Raw genomic sequence first — 16,648 nt, forward strand, 5'->3', positions numbered from 1 at the left:
CCGCCCCGCCCCGCACGGCCGGTCTCTGACCGCTCGCGCCGCCGGGCCGCCGCCCCCTGCTCACCTCGGCGTTCACCTCGGCGATTCACCTCGGCGCTCACCTCAGCGATTCACCTCGGCGCCCTGAGGACAAAAGCCGCATAGCGCCCTAGCCTCGTCTCATGGCTGACCTCCCTTTCGACGACGTCCGGGACTTCGCGAACGCCGACCGCGGCTTCGTCGCCGCGCCCGCGTCCACCGCGGTGACGGCCGAGGACGGGTCGGTGGTGTGGGACTGCGGGGCGTACGCGTTCATGACGGCGGCGCAGTGCCCGCCGACCGCGAATCCGTCGCTGTGGCGGCAGGGGCAGCTCTGCGCCCGGTACGGCCTGTACGAGGTCACGCGGGGGATCTACCAGGTCAGGGGGTTCGACCTGTCGAACATGACCCTGGTCGAGGGGGAGCGCGGCGTCGTCGTCATCGACCCGCTGATCTCGACGGAGACCGCGGCGGCGGCCCTGGCGCTGTACCGCGAGCACCGCGGCGACCGCCCGGTCACCGGATTGGTCTACACCCACTCCCACGGCGACCACTTCGGCGGCTCGCGCGCCATCGTCCCGCACGGCACCGAGCAGGACATCCCGGTCCTGGCCCCGGCCGGATTCCTGGAGCACGCGGTCGCGGAGAACGTGTACGCGGGCACCGCGATGACCCGCCGCGCGGTCTACATGTACGGGGCGGAGCTGCCCAAGGGACCGGCGGGCCAGATCGGCGCCGGTCTCGGCGCGACGACCTCGACCGGCACGATCAGCCTGGTGCCGCCGACGGTGCACATCACCAGCACCGGGCAGGAGGAGACGGTCGACGGCGTACGCATCGCCTTCCAGCTCACCCCCGGCACCGAGGCCCCCTCGGAGATGAACTTCCTCTTCCCCGACCACCGGGCCCTGTGCATGGCCGAGAACGCCACCCACACGCTGCACAATGTGCTGACCCTGCGCGGCGCGGTCGTCCGCGACCCCCGGATCTGGGCGCACTACCTCTCCGAGGCCCTGGCGATGTTCGAGGGCAAGGCGGACGTCGTCTTCGCCTCGCACCACTGGCCCACCTGGGGCCAGGAGGAGATCACCGCGTTCCTCACCGGGCAGCGCGACCTCTACTCCTACCTCCACGACCAGACCCTGCGGCTCATCAACCAGGGCCTGACCGGCCCGGAGATCGCCGAGGAGCTCACCCTCCCGCCCGCTCTGGAACGTACGTGGGCGGCCCGCGGCTACTACGGCTCGGTCTCGCACAACGTCAAGGCGGTCTACCAGCGCTACATGGGCTGGTTCGACGGCAACCCGGCCCACCTGTGGGAGCACCCGCCGGTCGAGCAGGCCCGCCGCTTCGCCGCCGACTACGGCGGCACCGACGCCCTCGTGGCCAAGGGCCGGGAGTACGCCGACGCCGACGACCTGCGGTTCGCCGCCACGCTCCTCAACCACGCCGTGTTCGCCGAGCCCGGACACCGGGGCGCGCGCGAGGCGCTGGCCGCCGTCTACGACCGCCTCGGCCAGGGCGCGGAGAACGGCACCTGGCGCAACTTCTACCTCACCGGCGCCATGGAGCTGCGCGGCCGCCTCGCCAAGGTCCGCCTCGACACCGCCAACCCCGAGATGGCCATGGCCCTCACCGTCGACCAGCTCATCGACTCCCTCGCCGTCCGCGTCGACGGCCCCCGCGCCTGGGACACCCGGCTGACGATGGACTGGCACGTCACCGACCACCGCCGCACCTGGCGCCTGACCCTGTCCAACGGCGCCCTCACCTACCGGTCCACTCCCGGCGCCCCCACCGCCACCACCGCGGACCTCACCCTGACCCTCACCCAAGCCCAGCTCCTCACCGCCCTCGCAACCCGGAACCTCGACAACGTCACCACCGAGGGCACCCCCGACACCCTCTCCCGCCTCCTCTCCCTCCTCGCCACCCCGGACCCGGACTTCCCCCTCGTCACGCCGTGAGCGCCGCCCGTCGTTCTGGGTGATGAGAGCGCACTGGTACCGCGGTACCAGTGCCGTGCCGAAGGGTCTCCCACGGTTCCAGGGATCGCCCCGCCCGCCCTCGTAACGTCGAAGGTGCGGGTCGCGCCGCGTTCTCGACGAGTGCGAGGAGCGCGACGAGTGCGATGAGTGTGACGAGCGCGACGAGCGCGATGAGTGCGACGACTGCTGCGAACGCGGTGAGCGCGTGAGTTCCGTACGCGAGGCGTGCGCGCGGGACGTGAGAGGACCAGGGGACCAGAGGCCGATGATCGAAGTGCGTGAACTGACGAAGCGGTACGGGGACAAGACGGTGGTCGACCGGCTGTCGTTCTCCGTGAAGCCCGGTGAGGTGACGGGCTTCCTCGGGCCGAACGGTGCGGGGAAGTCGACGACGATGCGCATGATCGTCGGCCTGGACGCCCCGACCCGGGGCTCGGCGACCGTCGGGGGCCGCCCGTACGCCCGGCACCGGGCGCCGTTGCGCCAGATCGGTGTCCTGCTCGACGCCAAGGGGGTCCACCCGGGGCGCAGCGCGTTCGGGCACCTCAAGGCGCTCGCGCTCACGCACGGCATTCCGCGCGGCCGGGTGGACGAGGTCATCGAACTGGCGGGACTCGGCAGCGTGGCGGGCAAGCGGGTGGGCGCGTTCTCGCTCGGCATGGGCCAGCGGCTCGGCATCGCCGCCGCCCTGCTCGGCGACCCCGAGGCCGTCATGCTCGACGAGCCGGTCAACGGCCTCGACCCCGAGGGCGTGCTGTGGGTGCGCAATCTGCTGACCGGGCTGGCCGCCGAGGGCCGGGCCGTGATGCTCTCCTCGCACCTGATGAGCGAGATGGAGCTGATCGCCGATCACCTCGTGGTCATCGGGCGCGGACGGCTCCTCGCCGACACCTCGCTCAAGGACTTCACGCACCAGGCCGGCGGCGGCGGGGTGCGGGTCGTCAGCGGCGAGGCCGCCCGGCTGCGGGACGCGCTGGCCGCGCCGGGCGTCACCATCACGTCCTCCTCCGACGAGGAGTTGCTCGTCCACGGCTGGGCGGCCCGCGACATCGGTACGGTCGCCGCGCACTGCGGGATCGCGCTGTACGAACTGGCCCCGCAGACCGTCTCGTTGGAGACGGCCTTCATGCGCCTCACCCATGACTCCGTGGAGTACCACAGCGACCCCGCGGGCACCGAGCGGAAGGCCGCCTGATGACCACCGACACGACCGCCGTCGCCGTACGCGCCGACCGGGACGGGCAGGGGGTGACCGGCCGCCGCGTCCTGCGCTCGGAGCTGAGCAAGTTCCTTTCGCTGCGCTCCAGTTGGATCACCCTGGGGGCCTCGGTCGCCGTACTCGTCGCCTTCGGCGTGATCGCCGCCGCCGTCTACCGTCCCCCCGGCGCCGACGCGACCGGGACGCCCGACGACCCGGTCGGCCTCGCGCTGACGGGCGCGGGCGTCACCGGCCTGATCGTCGGCGTGCTCGGGGTGATGATGTCCGCGGGCGAGTACAGCACCGGTATGGTCCGTTCGACCTACGTGGCGGTGCCGCGCCGGTGGCCGGTCCTGGCGTCGAAGAGCGCCGTGATCGGCTCGCTGGTCCTGGTCCTCACCGCGGTCGCCGCCGTGGTCACCTTCGGCCTGGGCGCGGCGAGCCTGCGCGGCGACGACATCGCGCTGTCCCTGGGCGACGAGGGCGTGCTGCGCGGCCTGGTCGGCGCCGGTGTCTACCTCGCGCTGTTCGCCGTGTTCGGCGTGGCCCTGGGGACGCTGATCCGCTCCGCCTCCGGGAGCATCGCCGCCCTGGTCGGCCTGCTGATGCTGCTGCCCGGCCTGACCGCGCTGCTGCCCGACTCGCTCCAGAACGCGGTCGAGCGGTACACCCCCGGCAACGCGGGCTCGGCGATCTACGCCCTGCACAAGGCGTCGGACTCCCTGTCGCCCGGCGCGGGACTCGCCGTCTTCGCCGCCTGGGTGGCGGTGGCCCTGGGCGCCGCAGCCATCCGGCTGAAGCGGTCCGACGTCTGATCGTCGCGGCGGCCGACCGTTCGTCGGAAGGGTCACCAGCGGTGACAATGAGGCTTATGCACCGGGACCGGGACTTCAGGGCCACGATCGCGGCCCGGGGCCGGGATGTCAGGGACGGGCTTTCGGCGCGGGGCCGGGATGTCAGGGACGGGCTTTCGGCTCGTGGCCGGGATGTCAGGGCGTGGTTCCTGGCCGGGAGGCGGGATCTCAGAGTCGGGTTTCTGGCCAGGAGGCGGAACCCCCGCGTCGAGGTCTCCGCCCGGGACCGGGGCCCCGGGGCCGGATTCTCCGACCGCGACCCCCGAACCGCCTTCGCCGCCCCGGACCGGGGGACGCCGGTGCCGTCCCTCGGTCCCGAGGCCGCCCTGGGGCACCCGGTCCTGAACCTCATGCTGCAAGCCAGCGGCCTCCTGCGGGAGTACGACCGGCGGCACCCCTGGCTGCTGGACACCGCGGTCGTCCTGCTCTTCGCGGGCGTCTGCCTGCCCAACCTGCTCTCCGGCGGCGCGCCCGCGGCCGTCGCGGCGGCCGACGCGCACGGGGCGCCGTCGACCGCCACCCTCTACGTGCTGTTCGCCGCGCTCGTCCTGCCGCTGTGGTGGCGCCGCCGCGCCCCGGCCACCGTGCTGGTCGTGACGATCGCCGCCTTCCTCGTCCAGTCCGCGATGGACGCCGGGCTCGTCGCCTCGTTCAGCCCGCTCATCGCCCTGCACAATGTCGCCCGGCACAGCTCCCCGCGCGTGCTGGGCTGGGCCACCGCCGTGGCCGCCGCCGCGAACGTGGTCGACGTCTTCGCCCTGGAGCCCGCGGGCAGCGAGTTCCTCGTCCTCTTCTTCCTCCTCGGACTGGTGACCGCCGCCGTCGCCACCGGTCTGACCCTGCGGACCCGCAGGTTGTACCTGACCGCGCTGGAGGACCGCGCCCGGCGCCTGGAGGTCGAACGGGACCAGCGCGCGAGGCTCACCGCCGCCGCCGAACGCACCCGTATCGCCCGCGAGATGCACGACATCGTCGGCCACAACCTCTCCGTCATGGTCACCCTCGCCGACGGCGCCTCGACGCTCGCCGCCCGCAACAACGAGAGCTCGACCCCGGTCCTGCGCATGGTCGGCGACACCGGGCGGCAGGCGCTGGGCGAACTGCGCCGCGTGCTCGGCGTCCTGCGCGGGGACGACGACGCCGCGGACCGGCGGCTCAGACCGCAACCGGGCATCGGCGACCTCGACATGCTCCTCGCACGGGTCCGCGCGGCGGGCCTCGCGGTCACGTACCGCACCACGGGCGAACTCGCCAAACTGGGCGAGGGCCTGCAACTCACCGTCTACCGCATCGTCCAGGAAGCCCTGACCAACACCCTCAAGCACGCCGGTACGGCCACCGCCTCGCAGGTCACCGTGACCGCCGACGCGGGGACGGTACGCATCCGCGTCACCGACACCGGCCCCCCGTCGCACGCCGCCGGCCCCGCGGCGCCCGCCACCGGGGACGACGAGCACGGCCACGGCCTCGTCGGCATCCGCCAGCGCGTCGCCCTGTACGGCGGTACGGTCACCATCGGCCCCACCACCGACCAGCCCGGATGGACCGTCGACGTCCAGCTCGACGCGACCGTCGACCCCACCGACCACAAGGCGGAAAGCCACCTGCCATGACCACCTCCGTGCTGATCGTCGACGACCAGCCCATGCAGCGCTTCGGCCTGCGCATGCTCCTCGAGGGCAGCCCCGGCGTGACCCCCGTCGGCGAGGCCACCCACGGCGCCGAGGCCGTCCGCATGGCCGCCGAACTGCGCCCCGATGTCGTCCTCATGGACATCCGCATGCCCGGCATGGACGGGCTGGAGGCCACCCGCCAGATCATCGCGGCCGGCGGCCGTACCCGCGTCCTCATCGTGACCACCTTCGACCTCGACGAGTACGCCTACGAGGGCCTGCGCGCCGGGGCCAGCGGCTTCCTCCTCAAGGACGCGGGCCCCGAGGAACTCGTCTCGGGCATCCAGGCCGTGGCCACCGGTGACGCCGTCGTCGCCCCCAGCCTCACCCGCCGCCTCCTCGACGCCCACGCCCACCACGTCCTCACCCCGCCCGACTCCCCGGCCGCCCAGGACCCCCGACTCCGCGAACTCAGCGCCCGCGAACGCGAAGTCCTCGTCGCCATCGGCAACGGCTGGACCAACTCCGAGATCGCCCGCCACCTGGTCCTCTCCGAGTCCACCGTCAAAAAACACGTCGGCCGCGTCCTCGCCAAGATCGGCGCCCGCGACCGCATCCAAGCCGTCATCCTCGCCTACGACGCCGGCCTGGTCCGCTCCAAACGCTGACCGCCGGAACGTACGGATTCCGCCGCCCTCCCGCCACGTCCCACGTCCCACGCTCGGCTCGGCTCGGCCCGCGCCCGGCCCCGAGGTCTCGCGGGACGGCGGCTTCCGGCACGGAACCGATCCACCCGTACGCGCCCGGCGATGCGTACGGGCAACGGGAATCCCCGGGGCGCGGGCCCGAAACCTCGGGGTGCGGCCTCGCGCTTCGTGACCACTAGGATCCCGCCATGTCTGACGATCTCGGCTTCACGTGTTCGTGCTGCGGAAACCATCACGCGGAGCTCCCCATGAGCTACTCGACCCCCGCCCCGGACGTCTGGGACCCCGCCTTCGAGGCCGATACGAACAGCATGCTGTCGTCGGACCAGTGCGTCATCAGGGGCCAGCACTTCTTCATCAAGGGCCTGATCGAGATACCCGTGATCGGCGGCGAGGACGTCTTCTCGTGGGGCGTCTGGGTCTCCCTGAGCAAGGACAGTTTCACCCGCGCCGTCGACCTGTGAGACACCGAGGGCCGCGAGGCCGAGAAGCCGTACTTCGGCTGGCTCAGCACCGAGCTGTCCCTCTATCCCGAGAGCACCACCGACCTCAAGACCAACGCCCACACCCGGCCGCTCGGCACCCGCCCCTTCATCAAGCTCGAACCCACCGACCACCCCCTCGCCGTCGAACAGCGCACCGGAATCACGCCCGCATCGGAAGACCCGCCTCCCAACTGCAGTTTCACCAGTCGCAGCGGCGGGATTTGAACCCACGACCACTTCGTCCCGAACCCGGTCGAACCAAGGTCGCTAGCTGGACATTTGGCATTGTTGCTGGTCAGAGGGTTGGCCTGGATGGCCTCGGGTTGGCCTCGCGGGGTCTCGGGGAGCCAATCGGCTCCCATATGGCTCCCAGTGAATACGGCTTCTGACCGCTCGGTTGGGCCGACCTCTGAAGTACGTCCTGACGATTCGCGAGGGGCGCCGGAACGCCGAGCGTCAGAGTTTCACGACGACGACGCGGTCTCCACAGAGCGCACCAGTCTGCTGCCATGCCATCGCTTGTGCCGCTCGTGGCCTGAAAGGCCTTCTATCACCCGCCGGAGCTTGCAGTTCACCCTTGTAACGAGGGTGGTTCATCCGTACTGCGACGTGGCGTGTCGACGGGGAGCTGCGATGGTGGATCCGGTCTACGTCCCTTTTCTGCCTGTGCGACGCGACGCTTGGCGGGCGTACGGAGGGCTGGACGCCGATGTTCGCCGGCTCATCGCTCCCTTGTGGACGGTCGTGCCACGCATCGGCCCTGAACGTCTGCGAGGGGACCGCCGCGTGGCCGATCCTGACGACGACCCCACGGCCCTCGACCGCTGGCTTGCGGGGCGCGTAGACGCCTTTCTCAAGGAAACTCCGTGGGCTGTCGGTTGGGTCGACGCCGTACATGTCGAACGGCTCGTCGAGGCATCCGCGATCGGGCTGGCCCGTCTGGCGACCGAAGGTGGCCTGTGCTTGGTCACGGGGCCCGAAAGGAATCCCATTCTGCAGCGGTACACCGCGGATCTCGCCTTCTCCACCGGGCGCGGGCTGGGGATCCGCATCCTGCTGGACGAACCGTGGGCAATGGACGAGGAGGCACGCTCAACCGGCCTTCTCGACCTCGTCGGCCGGGTGTGCCTGCCTCCGTCACAGCTCGATTTGCTCCTGGACCTCGGTCCGGTCATGGACGCCGCTGATGCCAGCAAGACCGCTCTCGCCGCGCTGGACCTACTCGGCGGTCTCCTGCCCTGGCGCAGGGTTGTTCTCGCAGCTGGCGGGTTTCCGCGGCAGCTGGGACCCATTGCCGGCAACTTGCCGATTGTCATTCCGCGGCACGACCGGAAGATAGCCCACCTAGTCCATGCGTCGCGTCCCGATTTCCCGGGTCACCTGCTCTATGGCGACTACTCGACCGAACACGCACTCAGCGCCAACATCCCCTCGGCAGACAGGTTCGGCCCAGCGTGGGGCCTGCTGCGCTACACCGCACCCGAGACCTTCCTTGTCGCCCCAGTCCCCACCAGGGGTCCGTACCGTGCCGATCGGGTACGGGCGGGGGCCCGCCAGGTGGCCCAGGCGGAAGCCTTCCGGTCCGGGGCGAGCGACGGCGAACGCTGGCTGGACGCCTGCGCGTACGGCGACGGCTCGAACGGCACGGGCAACGCGGAAACGTGGATTCGGGTCGGACACAGCCAGCACCTGAGCTTCGTAGCGGCGCAATTGACCGGGTACGGGGCGTGAAGAGGCCGTAGCTGACAAGCCGCACCGCTGACCCCACTGACTCTGGGTCAGTAACTCCTTCTCCAAGACGCCCGGTCGTACGCTAGCGTGGCTCTGCGCCGCGTGTCCTCTTCGGAGGAAGTACGCTATGTGGCCTGCGGAAACACCGATCCTTTGGTTCGGTGACGACGCCTCAGGGTGCGCTCCCGGCGGGAGCCATCCGGCAACCGTCACCGGTCGTGACCGAAGGGGGCGCGTTTCTCATGGCTGTCGTCGAGCGAAAGCCCAAACATCGCATCTGGGTCCGTGAAGTCCTGATGGGCATCGCGGTGAGCGTTGGCTCGAACCTGCTATGGATGTTGGTGCAGGCCGCGGTGCACCGTCTCGGCTGAGCCGGGCGGCGGGCGGGCCTCTCCGGGGGTCCGCCCTCCCCATGCCGCAATCCCGGTTAATCTACGGATTGTCATTGCGGCCCGACGGGCTTCCGCTCTGCTCCGGTGGAGTCACGAAGGACATGCCCCCACCCGCACGAGTGATCTCGTGCCTGGGGAACCTTCGTGCTTCTGCAACTGTCCGCAGCCGAACTCGGCAGCCTCATCATTGCCGAGGCGGGATCAGCGCATCTGCCTCTCACGGAGATGCTGATCAAGGAACATTCCGACGCCAAGGGGCGACCGCCTTCTCCGGGCGATCTCGCGTCCTGGGACAACAGCATTCCCGTGGTCGTCAAAGCTCTGCTGGACCTGGGCCTTGACGAAGTAGAAGTGCAGGTCGAGGTCGACCTGCCGCACACCAATTCCGCAGTCGACCTGGTGTTGTGCGGTCGGCAGCCCAGCACGGGAACGGACTCCTACCTCGCGATTGAGCTGAAGCAGGTACGTCACGCGACGGTGGACCCTCGGTGTCCGATTGCTGTCGACCTCGGGTTCGGAGATGGGAAGAACAAGCTCCACCCGGTGCGGCAGGTCCAGCGCTACTGCGAGTACATGATGCGCTATCTCCCTCATCTTCGAGAGGGCGATGACCGTTTGTTTGGCGTGGCACTGCTCCACAACGCGCGGGACGCGGACGTGGAGGCCCTTTTCGACCTGGACGAGAGCGATCACGGTTTTCTCTACACTCTTGACGACTTGGACCGCTTCCGGCGAGTCCTGACCTCACGATTCGCCGCCGCGTCTGGGAAGCGAGCGGCGGAAGCGCTGGAGCACGCCCGTCGTGAGCCTTTGCTGAAGGTCACCGACGTGGCGCGCCAGCGGTCCGTCACCGGAGGGGGCCTCACCCTCCTCGACGAGCAGTACCTCGCATTCGACCTGATCATCCGGCATCTTGAGAAGACTGCCCCCCTCACGCGCTTCAATGTCGGATTGTTCTACGACCCGGACGCGGCCCCCAACCCTGCCCTCGATCCGGGCGACAAACGCGTGTACATCCTGCGGGGCGGCCCGGGCAGCGGGAAGAGTGCCGTTGCCCTGGAACTGCAACGTGCGCTCGGGCTCAAAGGCTGTGAGGCCGTGCTTGCCAGCGGATCCCATGCGTACACGGAGACCCTGCGCGAGATCATGCTGAGCACGGCACGTCGCGGGGAGCAGAAGCGCATGCTCGACGCGGCTCGCCGGCTCTTCAGGTACTTCAACAGCTTCAGCGACAATCGGCCGGACAGCATCGATGTCTTGATCTGCGATGAGGCACACCGCATGCGGCGCAGTTCGACCTACCGCTGGACGCCGAAAGAGCTCCGGGACGACGAGCGGCCGCAGGCTTTGGACCTGATCAGGGTCGCCAAAGTGCCGATCTTCCTCCTTGATGACCATCAGTCGATCCGCCCCGATGAGGTGGGCACAGCCGACTATCTCCGAGAGCTTGCCGAAGAAAACGGTTATGCGGTTGAAATGACCGATCTGGAGGGAACGTTTCGGGCGGGCGGTAGCAAAAAGTACCAAGGCTGGGTGCAGCAGCTGTTGGGGCTGAGCGGATCCGATCCCGTGACCTGGCGACCGGACGGACGGATGACACTCACGGTCGCCGACTCCCCCGAGCAGATGGAGCGATTCATCCGCGAACGCCACCTCGAGGGGTCGACTGCGCGCATCACCGCGGGCTTCTGCTGGCCGTGGAGCAACCCGGTCGGAGAACAACTCATTGATGACGTGCACATCGGGAACTGGCGCCGGCCGTGGAACGTGAAGCCTCAGCACAGCGTTTCGAGCGCACCGAGGTCCGATCTGTGGTCGACCGACCGCCGTGGCATCGACCAGATTGGCTGCGTTTACACCGCGCAGACCTTTGAATACGACTGGAACGGCGTCATCATCGGCCCCGACCTGCTCTTCCGCAACGGGAAGTTCAGGGTGGATCGGACCGCTTCCCACGATCCCGGCTTCCGTGGCCCGGTCGACGACGCGATCGTTCACCGGTGCATCCGGAACGCTTATCACGTGCTCCTCACCCGCGGCGTCGTCGGTACCGTGGTCTACGCGGTTGACCCGGAAACGCACAATGCGCTGCGCAGGCTCATTCCCGGCACCATCGGTCTGCAGAACTTCGACGGCGCTCAGGCGAGCCTCACCGCTGAAGGGCCCCAGCTGCCGCCCGAGTACAAACGCCGCAGTTAGCCCTCCGCTGTCTCAGACCGAGGCGACGCTCTGCTTCGCGCCGGCCAGCTCGCGCAGCTTGTCCTGGCTCTCCGGGTCGGTTGAGTACACCACGGTGCCGACCATGCCGCGCGTGAGGAGGACCTTGTAGGTGTTGCGGATCAGGCGGTCCACGTCGGTGTCCGGCGTGGACTTCTTGAAGACCGGGTCCTTGGACTTCGTACGGTCGGTGACCCAGCGGTCGCCGCGCCAGACGAAGTCGGGGCCGATGATGACGCCGGACCAGTCGTACTCGAAGCCTTGCGCGGTGTAGACGCAGCCGATCTGGCCGAAGCCGGCCGGGTCGGTGGCCCACAGTGCGGACGGCGGGGCCCCGGAGATGGCGCGCTCGCCCTTGAGGTTCCAGGGGCGGGCCCAGTCGCCGATCACCACGTCCGCCGGCAGTGGCTGCCCGGGCTTCGCCTCGGACCAGGGCCAGCAGTAGCCCGCGGTCATGCGGGCGCCGTAGCGCTCGCCGCGCCGGTCCTGGAGGAACGCCTCCATCTCCTCCGGGCTCCCGGCGACCTGGAGCTGCATGCGGTCGTCGGGCTCCCAGGCGACCGGACCACCTGGCTCCAGGCCGAGGAGGCGCACGACCCACCGCAGATAGGCGTCACTGCCGCCGCAGCGGTACTGGCTCTCCAGACGGACGACGGAACACTCGACCCCCTTGCGGGTCGCGGCTGCCTTGATCTCGGCGACCGTCCCCATTTCGCCAGGCCGTACTACCTGGTGTTCGTCCAGGAGGAAGACCGGGACCCGGGCCACGTCGATGAGTTCGTCAATCTGCGGTCGGCCCGTCCGGTGGGCGGCAGAGGTGAAGCGGTTGGCCGAGGTCTCCCGGATGCGGTGGGCCTCGTCGCAGATCAGCACGTCGAGGGAGTTCTTCTCGGCCGTCATGAAGCCGTTGAAGAACTTGAAGAGATCCTGCACCTCGCGCTTGCGCGCGCCGGCCACCTTCCGCATGGTCTGGGTAAACGACTTGGAGCCGGTGGCGTGCAGTGCCGGGACGCCCTGCCGGTACAGCTCACCGAGAACGGACAGCGCGATGACGCTCTTGCCGGTGCCCGGCCCGCCGGTGACAACTACGACCTCCTTGTGGTCGGACTGCTTCGCCTTGCGGACCGCGTTCAGGACCATCCGATACGCGACCTGCTGCTCGTCGAGCAGAACGAACTGCTCGCGCTCCCGCACCTCCTGCGCAGCCAACGCCATGAGTTGCTTGGACGGCGCCGCCTTGCCTGCCAGCAGTTCGTCGGCCGCCCGTGCCCCCGGATGCTTGTCGCTCAGCCTGGTGCGGAGGTGGTCGAGGAACGAGCCTCGGGTCTCGGCGGTGAAGAGCTGACCCCGATCGTCGGTCTCGATCTCCCGCAGCCCGCTCATGCCGAACTCCGTTGCGTTGTGGAGGTACGCCACCCCGCTGACCCGTTTCGGGTGCTCCGCGAGGGCGCCGTTGAAGTTGACCAGGTACTCGCAGTAGCGGCGCACCTGCTCGATCGGGTTGAGTACGGGCTGCGCGTAGGCGTCGATGTGGCAGAGCAGCGGATCGTCCTCGTGCGGCTCTGCGTGGCTCCACTGCTTCAGCTCGACCACGACGTAGGACGGCTCCCCGGTGACCGGATGCACTCCGGCGAGTACGGCGTCGGCGCGCTTGCTGTTCAGCGGCAGGGCGTACTCCAGCATCACTTCGATGTCATCGAGACCGGCGTCACCGAGAGCCGAGGCCAGTGCCGGGATGCTGCGTTCCCACGAGCGAACCTCGGAGGCTCCGGGGCGGTATCCGTGCATGTGGACGAACTGTTCGGTGAGGTGCAGGAAGAGCGAGCCGTCGAGCGCCATGACGGCGACCGTCCTGGCTGACGCGCGGAACAGCAAGGATTTCCCCCAGGCAGCACGAAATGACTCGTGCGGGTGGGGGCATGTCCTTCGAGACTCCACCTGAGTGGAGCGGAAGCCCGTCGGGCCGCGATGACGATGGGTTCAAGGGTACTCAGCCGTCCGGCGGCGCACTGACCGTTCCGCTTCCCGTGCGCTCAGCGGGCGGTCATCCTCTGATCCCGAGCCAGGGTTGAGGCGATCCACTGTGCTGCCTCTTCAGGGTGCGCGCTCGTGCCGACGCCGAGGACCTGGACGACACCGAGCAGGCCGTCTGGGCCGCGGACCTGGAGTGTGCGATGAGCGTGACTAGCGGTTTGAGGGTGGACGATCACGGAGCGCGGACAGTCGGCCGAGGCGTAGCCGGCACTGTAAGTGAGGAGCTGATGAACGTCGCCCGCGCTGACACCGTGGCGGTCGTATCGCTTGTACTTGGCGTCCACCGGTAGAACGGAGGGCGCTGTCGTGTCGGGTCCCGGGAGGCTGAGCAGGACATCGGGCCGGAAGCGCGATGGGCTGCCGAGATCTCCGCGGACGGTGATGCCGGTTCTGCCTGTGGCCGTGATGGAGCAGCCCCCGAGCCGGGAAGCAGCGTCGGCGGTCAGTCGGCGGACGACGGCTTCCCAGAGGGCGGGCATTCGGAGCAGCAGGCCCTCCGCCGAGGTGCCGAGATCGGTGAGGAGATCGGTGACGCCGCCTCCGCGCAGGAGCAGTCGAGCCCAGGTGTGAGCAGCGCGGTAGCGGGAGTTCAGCCGCGTGTACCGGACGCGGTCCAGCGCGCGGAGAGCGGCGCCAGGTGTCGCGGCCTGCGGAAACGCAGAGGCGGTGGACCGGAGTTCGCGTGCCACGTGCGAGTCGGACACCAGCGCAAGGGCGGCCCGCAGGGCCGTACCCAGAACCCGGTTGTCCCAGATGTCCGTCTCGCGATCGAAGGTGCGGATGTGGAGTTGGTCCAGCTGTCCATAGCGTCGCGAGATCTGCTTCGCGAAGTCCAGACGTCCGCGCAGGACGGGCTCAATGCTCTGGTGCCGCACGTAGCCGTGACGCAGGCCCTCTCTCAGCAGCCGCTGGCACTGTTCCAGCAGAGCCGCCGCTACGAGGTCGGCGTAACCGTCAGGCCCGGTGGACCAGCGCCGTGTTGTTGTCGTAAGGGGTGTCGGCGCGTCGAGGGCGTAGGCGAGCCACGTCATGAGCCGCTCACCGGATATGGCGAACTTCGGCTCGATGACCAGGCGCACGTGGTCCAGCGCCAGGACGCCGACTGTCGCGTCGGCCTTGAGCCGCCACCCGGCGGGTCCGCGGTCGAGGGTGAGGCAGCGGCGCTCCTGAAGGACCTGTAGACGGTCGACGTCGCGAGGCGTGAGATGTTCGGTTCGCAGCCCCGTCGGCTCGTATTCCCCCAGTCGGACCGCGGCGAGATCAGGCATCTGTATCGGGCACGCCGGTGGTGAACTCGGTGGCCAGCGCGTTGGGGAGATCCTGCGGTGACATCAGTGCCGCGCGTCCGGTGTCGGCGTCCACCAGACCGCCGAGAATGCGGTGCAGCAGGTCAGCCTGTCCCAGACAGTAGTCCTCGAGAAGGGGGATCACGTCGTGGTGGAAAGCGGCAGCCAGGTCGTCCTCAGTGGCGATGGGCTCGTCGTCACGCAAGAGATAGGCGTGACCTATCTGGTGATCGCCATCAAGGTGTTGGCTGATGCGGGTGTTGAGGGCCTCGAAGAACTGCGCGAGGTCCAGTGGACCGACAGCACCGGACACGGCCTCTGGGTCGGGGCCGACCGGCAGGAAGGCGAATCGGCGACGTACGGCCGCGTCCAGGTGGCTGATGCTGCGATCCGCCGTGTTCATGGTCCCGATGATCCGTATGTTCGGCGGTACGGAGAAGCTGCGCCCGCTTACGGAGAGGTCGATCGGCATGCCTCGCTTGTCGAGTTCGAGGAGTGTCACCAACTCGCCGAAGATGCGCGGGAGATCGCCACGGTTGATCTCGTCGATGATGAGCAGAACGGTCTCGTCGGGATGGGCGTCCGCTTTGGCGCACAGGCTGTGGAAGACGCCGTCGGTGAGCGCCAGCGTCAGTCCCGGACCTGTCGCACTCAGATCGGGTTTGAAGCCCTCGATGAAGTCCTCGTAGCCGTATGAGGGGTGGAAGGTCACCATGTGAACGCGACGGCTCTGCAGTATCTCGCGCTGCGCGGCGGCACGCTGATCCGGCGTCCCCGCGAGGGCGTCGGCGTAGCCGGTCAGAGCGAGTGCGGCGCCGAGCGCGAGGCGCGTCTTGCCGGTGCCGGGCGGTCCGTGCAGGATCACCTGGCCTTTGCGGTTCAGTGCCTCAAGAACCGCTTCCACGTCCTCGGGCAGTGTGGCTGGTGCCCTATCGGTATCGGGTGAACGGTTCGTCTCCGGGCTTCCGAGACCGGCCGACCCGTTGGTGATTCGAGCGAACAACGACGGGTCGACCTTGGCGAACGTGGAGCGCCAGCCGTGCTGCGGCTTCGGCAGTTTCTGCGCGTGCGAGTCGTCCCAGGTGACCGGTACGAGATGCTGGTACTCCGGCAAGTCGTTGTCGTAGCGGTAGCTTCCGCTCACCGTTCCGGTGGCGAGGATCTCGTCCGTGCCGCGATTGGCCACGATCCGGTCCCCGGCCTCCAGATCGCGGAAGGCGAGGAGACGGCGGGCGAGCGTGAGGCTGCCGCCGCTGGTGCGTGGCCACTGCTCGTCGAGAGCTTTCTTGAGTTCCGTGTCGCTCTGGTACTGGCCGAGGTCGCCGACTTCGTCCCACCCGACGCGCACCGTCTCACCGTCGCGAAATTCGTCCCAGAGCCGGCCGCGCTCACCAGGGGCGATCTTCCAAATGGCGCGTTGGCGCGGGCGCGGATCAAAGTACTCGTAGAGGAAGTGCATGACCTGGTGTCCGGTCCACCCGTCGAACTCCTCTCGCTCTCGTACGAGCTCGAGAAGGCGACGATTGCTGTGCCAGGCCGGCGCGCCGCTCTGCACCGAGCCACCGAGCAGCACGACGAAATTACGCAGGTGCTCACCGGCGTAGATGGGCAGAAAATGCTGCGGGAAGTAGGTGGCCAGCGATTTGGTGACCAATGTCGGTCCGAACCGCAGCGCATCCAGGTCGTCCAGCGCGTCGAAGTCCTCTGCGGCGACAGCTTCGAAGGCCCGGACGAACTGCTCGCGCAGTGTCGTCCAAGCGCTCTCCGGCTCCATTCCGCGTAGCGGAGCCGCAAGGCGCCACTCACCCGACCTGTGGTGATACATGATGTGCTTCGCGGCGCTGCCGCCTTTGATGCTGCCCAGGTGCGGAGTGCCGAACTCCATCAGTCGGCAGTACGTCGGCGCGCTCCCAGACGACGTCGGTTGCCCCAAGGCGTAGCGCGACAACGGCAGGGTGGCCCACTCCTCCAAGGGGAACTGGGCCAGCACCTGTTTGCGCTCATCCTCGGCGGCTGCTTCGACCTCTGCCAACGCGGTCCTGTCGAACGTGGCCGCGGTCTCCCACGGATTCGCCTGCTTCATCACGACGGTCATGCTGCCGGATCCTCCTTGGCCAGGGTGCGG

11 protein-coding genes and 1 pseudogene are annotated in these 16,648 nt (G+C 68.9%); 9 read left to right on the plus strand and 3 right to left on the minus strand.

Annotated elements, in window-relative coordinates:
- Positions 1-161 precede the first annotated feature (161 nt).
- The 9 genes and pseudogenes from ACIQCJ_RS02520 (at position 162) to ACIQCJ_RS02560 (ending at position 11,185) form a co-directional block, all read left to right on the plus strand.
- Positions 162-1,985, plus strand: a complete 1,824-nt coding sequence (locus ACIQCJ_RS02520) for an alkyl/aryl-sulfatase (protein ID WP_401850909.1) — start codon at positions 162-164, stop codon at positions 1,983-1,985.
- Positions 1,986-2,271: 286 nt separating this feature from the next.
- Positions 2,272-3,201 (plus strand): ABC transporter ATP-binding protein, encoded by a 930-nt coding sequence (locus tag ACIQCJ_RS02525; RefSeq protein WP_355335988.1) that lies wholly within the window; start codon positions 2,272-2,274, stop codon positions 3,199-3,201.
- Complete coding sequence (locus ACIQCJ_RS02530; RefSeq protein WP_402710478.1) at positions 3,201-4,019, plus strand: ABC transporter permease; 819 nt, start codon at positions 3,201-3,203, stop codon at positions 4,017-4,019. Before ACIQCJ_RS02525 ends, ACIQCJ_RS02530 begins: the two co-directional genes overlap by 1 nt.
- Before the next feature lie 389 nt (positions 4,020-4,408).
- Positions 4,409-5,671: a histidine kinase gene (locus ACIQCJ_RS02535; RefSeq protein WP_391042552.1), complete on the plus strand. Its 1,263-nt coding sequence runs from the start codon at positions 4,409-4,411 to the stop codon at positions 5,669-5,671.
- Complete coding sequence (locus tag ACIQCJ_RS02540; protein ID WP_355335994.1) at positions 5,668-6,339, plus strand: response regulator transcription factor; 672 nt, start codon at positions 5,668-5,670, stop codon at positions 6,337-6,339. Before ACIQCJ_RS02535 ends, ACIQCJ_RS02540 begins: the two co-directional genes overlap by 4 nt.
- Before the next feature lie 287 nt (positions 6,340-6,626).
- Positions 6,627-7,088: pseudogene (locus tag ACIQCJ_RS02545) on the plus strand (DUF2199 domain-containing protein).
- A gap of 408 nt (positions 7,089-7,496) precedes the next feature.
- Positions 7,497-8,594 (plus strand): hypothetical protein, encoded by a 1,098-nt coding sequence (locus ACIQCJ_RS02550; protein WP_402710479.1) that lies wholly within the window; start codon positions 7,497-7,499, stop codon positions 8,592-8,594.
- A 242-nt stretch (positions 8,595-8,836) separates the two neighbouring features.
- Positions 8,837-8,965: a DUF6408 family protein gene (locus ACIQCJ_RS02555; protein ID WP_402710480.1), complete on the plus strand. Its 129-nt coding sequence runs from the start codon at positions 8,837-8,839 to the stop codon at positions 8,963-8,965.
- A 165-nt stretch (positions 8,966-9,130) separates the two neighbouring features.
- Positions 9,131-11,185 carry a DUF2075 domain-containing protein gene (locus ACIQCJ_RS02560; RefSeq protein WP_402710481.1) on the plus strand — a complete coding sequence of 685 codons (2,055 nt, stop codon included), beginning with the start codon at positions 9,131-9,133 and terminating at the stop codon, positions 11,183-11,185.
- 12 nt (positions 11,186-11,197) lie between these two features.
- On the opposite strand, the gene ACIQCJ_RS02565 is transcribed toward ACIQCJ_RS02560, so the two are convergent.
- The 3 genes from ACIQCJ_RS02565 to ACIQCJ_RS02575 all read right to left on the minus strand — a co-directional run bounded on the left by ACIQCJ_RS02565 (position 11,198) and on the right by ACIQCJ_RS02575 (position 16,618).
- A complete protein-coding gene (locus tag ACIQCJ_RS02565; protein ID WP_402710482.1) occupies positions 11,198-13,078 on the minus strand; it encodes a DNA/RNA helicase domain-containing protein in 1,881 nt (626 codons plus the stop codon).
- A gap of 158 nt (positions 13,079-13,236) precedes the next feature.
- Positions 13,237-14,505: an McrC family protein gene (locus ACIQCJ_RS02570; protein WP_402710483.1), complete on the minus strand. Its 1,269-nt coding sequence runs from the start codon at positions 14,503-14,505 to the stop codon at positions 13,237-13,239.
- Entirely contained in the window at positions 14,498-16,618 is a 2,121-nt protein-coding gene (locus ACIQCJ_RS02575; protein WP_402710484.1) for an McrB family protein, read from the minus strand. Before ACIQCJ_RS02575 ends, ACIQCJ_RS02570 begins: the two co-directional genes overlap by 8 nt.
- Positions 16,619-16,648 lie beyond the last annotated feature (30 nt).

This window comes from Streptomyces sp. NPDC093221 (genome assembly GCF_044753885.1).
GTDB lineage: Bacteria > Actinomycetota > Actinomycetes > Streptomycetales > Streptomycetaceae > Actinacidiphila.

Coding starts and splice junctions, on each gene's coding strand:
- ACIQCJ_RS02540 (WP_355335994.1), top strand. CDS start 5,668: ATGACCACCTCCGTGCTGATCGTCGACGACCAGCCCATGCAGCGCTTC.
- ACIQCJ_RS02550 (WP_402710479.1), top strand. CDS start 7,497: ATGGTGGATCCGGTCTACGTCCCTTTTCTGCCTGTGCGACGCGACGCT.
- ACIQCJ_RS02520 (WP_401850909.1), top strand. CDS start 162: ATGGCTGACCTCCCTTTCGACGACGTCCGGGACTTCGCGAACGCCGAC.
- ACIQCJ_RS02555 (WP_402710480.1), top strand. CDS start 8,837: ATGGCTGTCGTCGAGCGAAAGCCCAAACATCGCATCTGGGTCCGTGAA.
- ACIQCJ_RS02570 (WP_402710483.1), bottom strand. CDS start 14,505: ATGCCTGATCTCGCCGCGGTCCGACTGGGGGAATACGAGCCGACGGGG.
- ACIQCJ_RS02575 (WP_402710484.1), bottom strand. CDS start 16,618: ATGACCGTCGTGATGAAGCAGGCGAATCCGTGGGAGACCGCGGCCACG.
- ACIQCJ_RS02535 (WP_391042552.1), top strand. CDS start 4,409: ATGCTGCAAGCCAGCGGCCTCCTGCGGGAGTACGACCGGCGGCACCCC.
- ACIQCJ_RS02525 (WP_355335988.1), top strand. CDS start 2,272: ATGATCGAAGTGCGTGAACTGACGAAGCGGTACGGGGACAAGACGGTG.
- ACIQCJ_RS02530 (WP_402710478.1), top strand. CDS start 3,201: ATGACCACCGACACGACCGCCGTCGCCGTACGCGCCGACCGGGACGGG.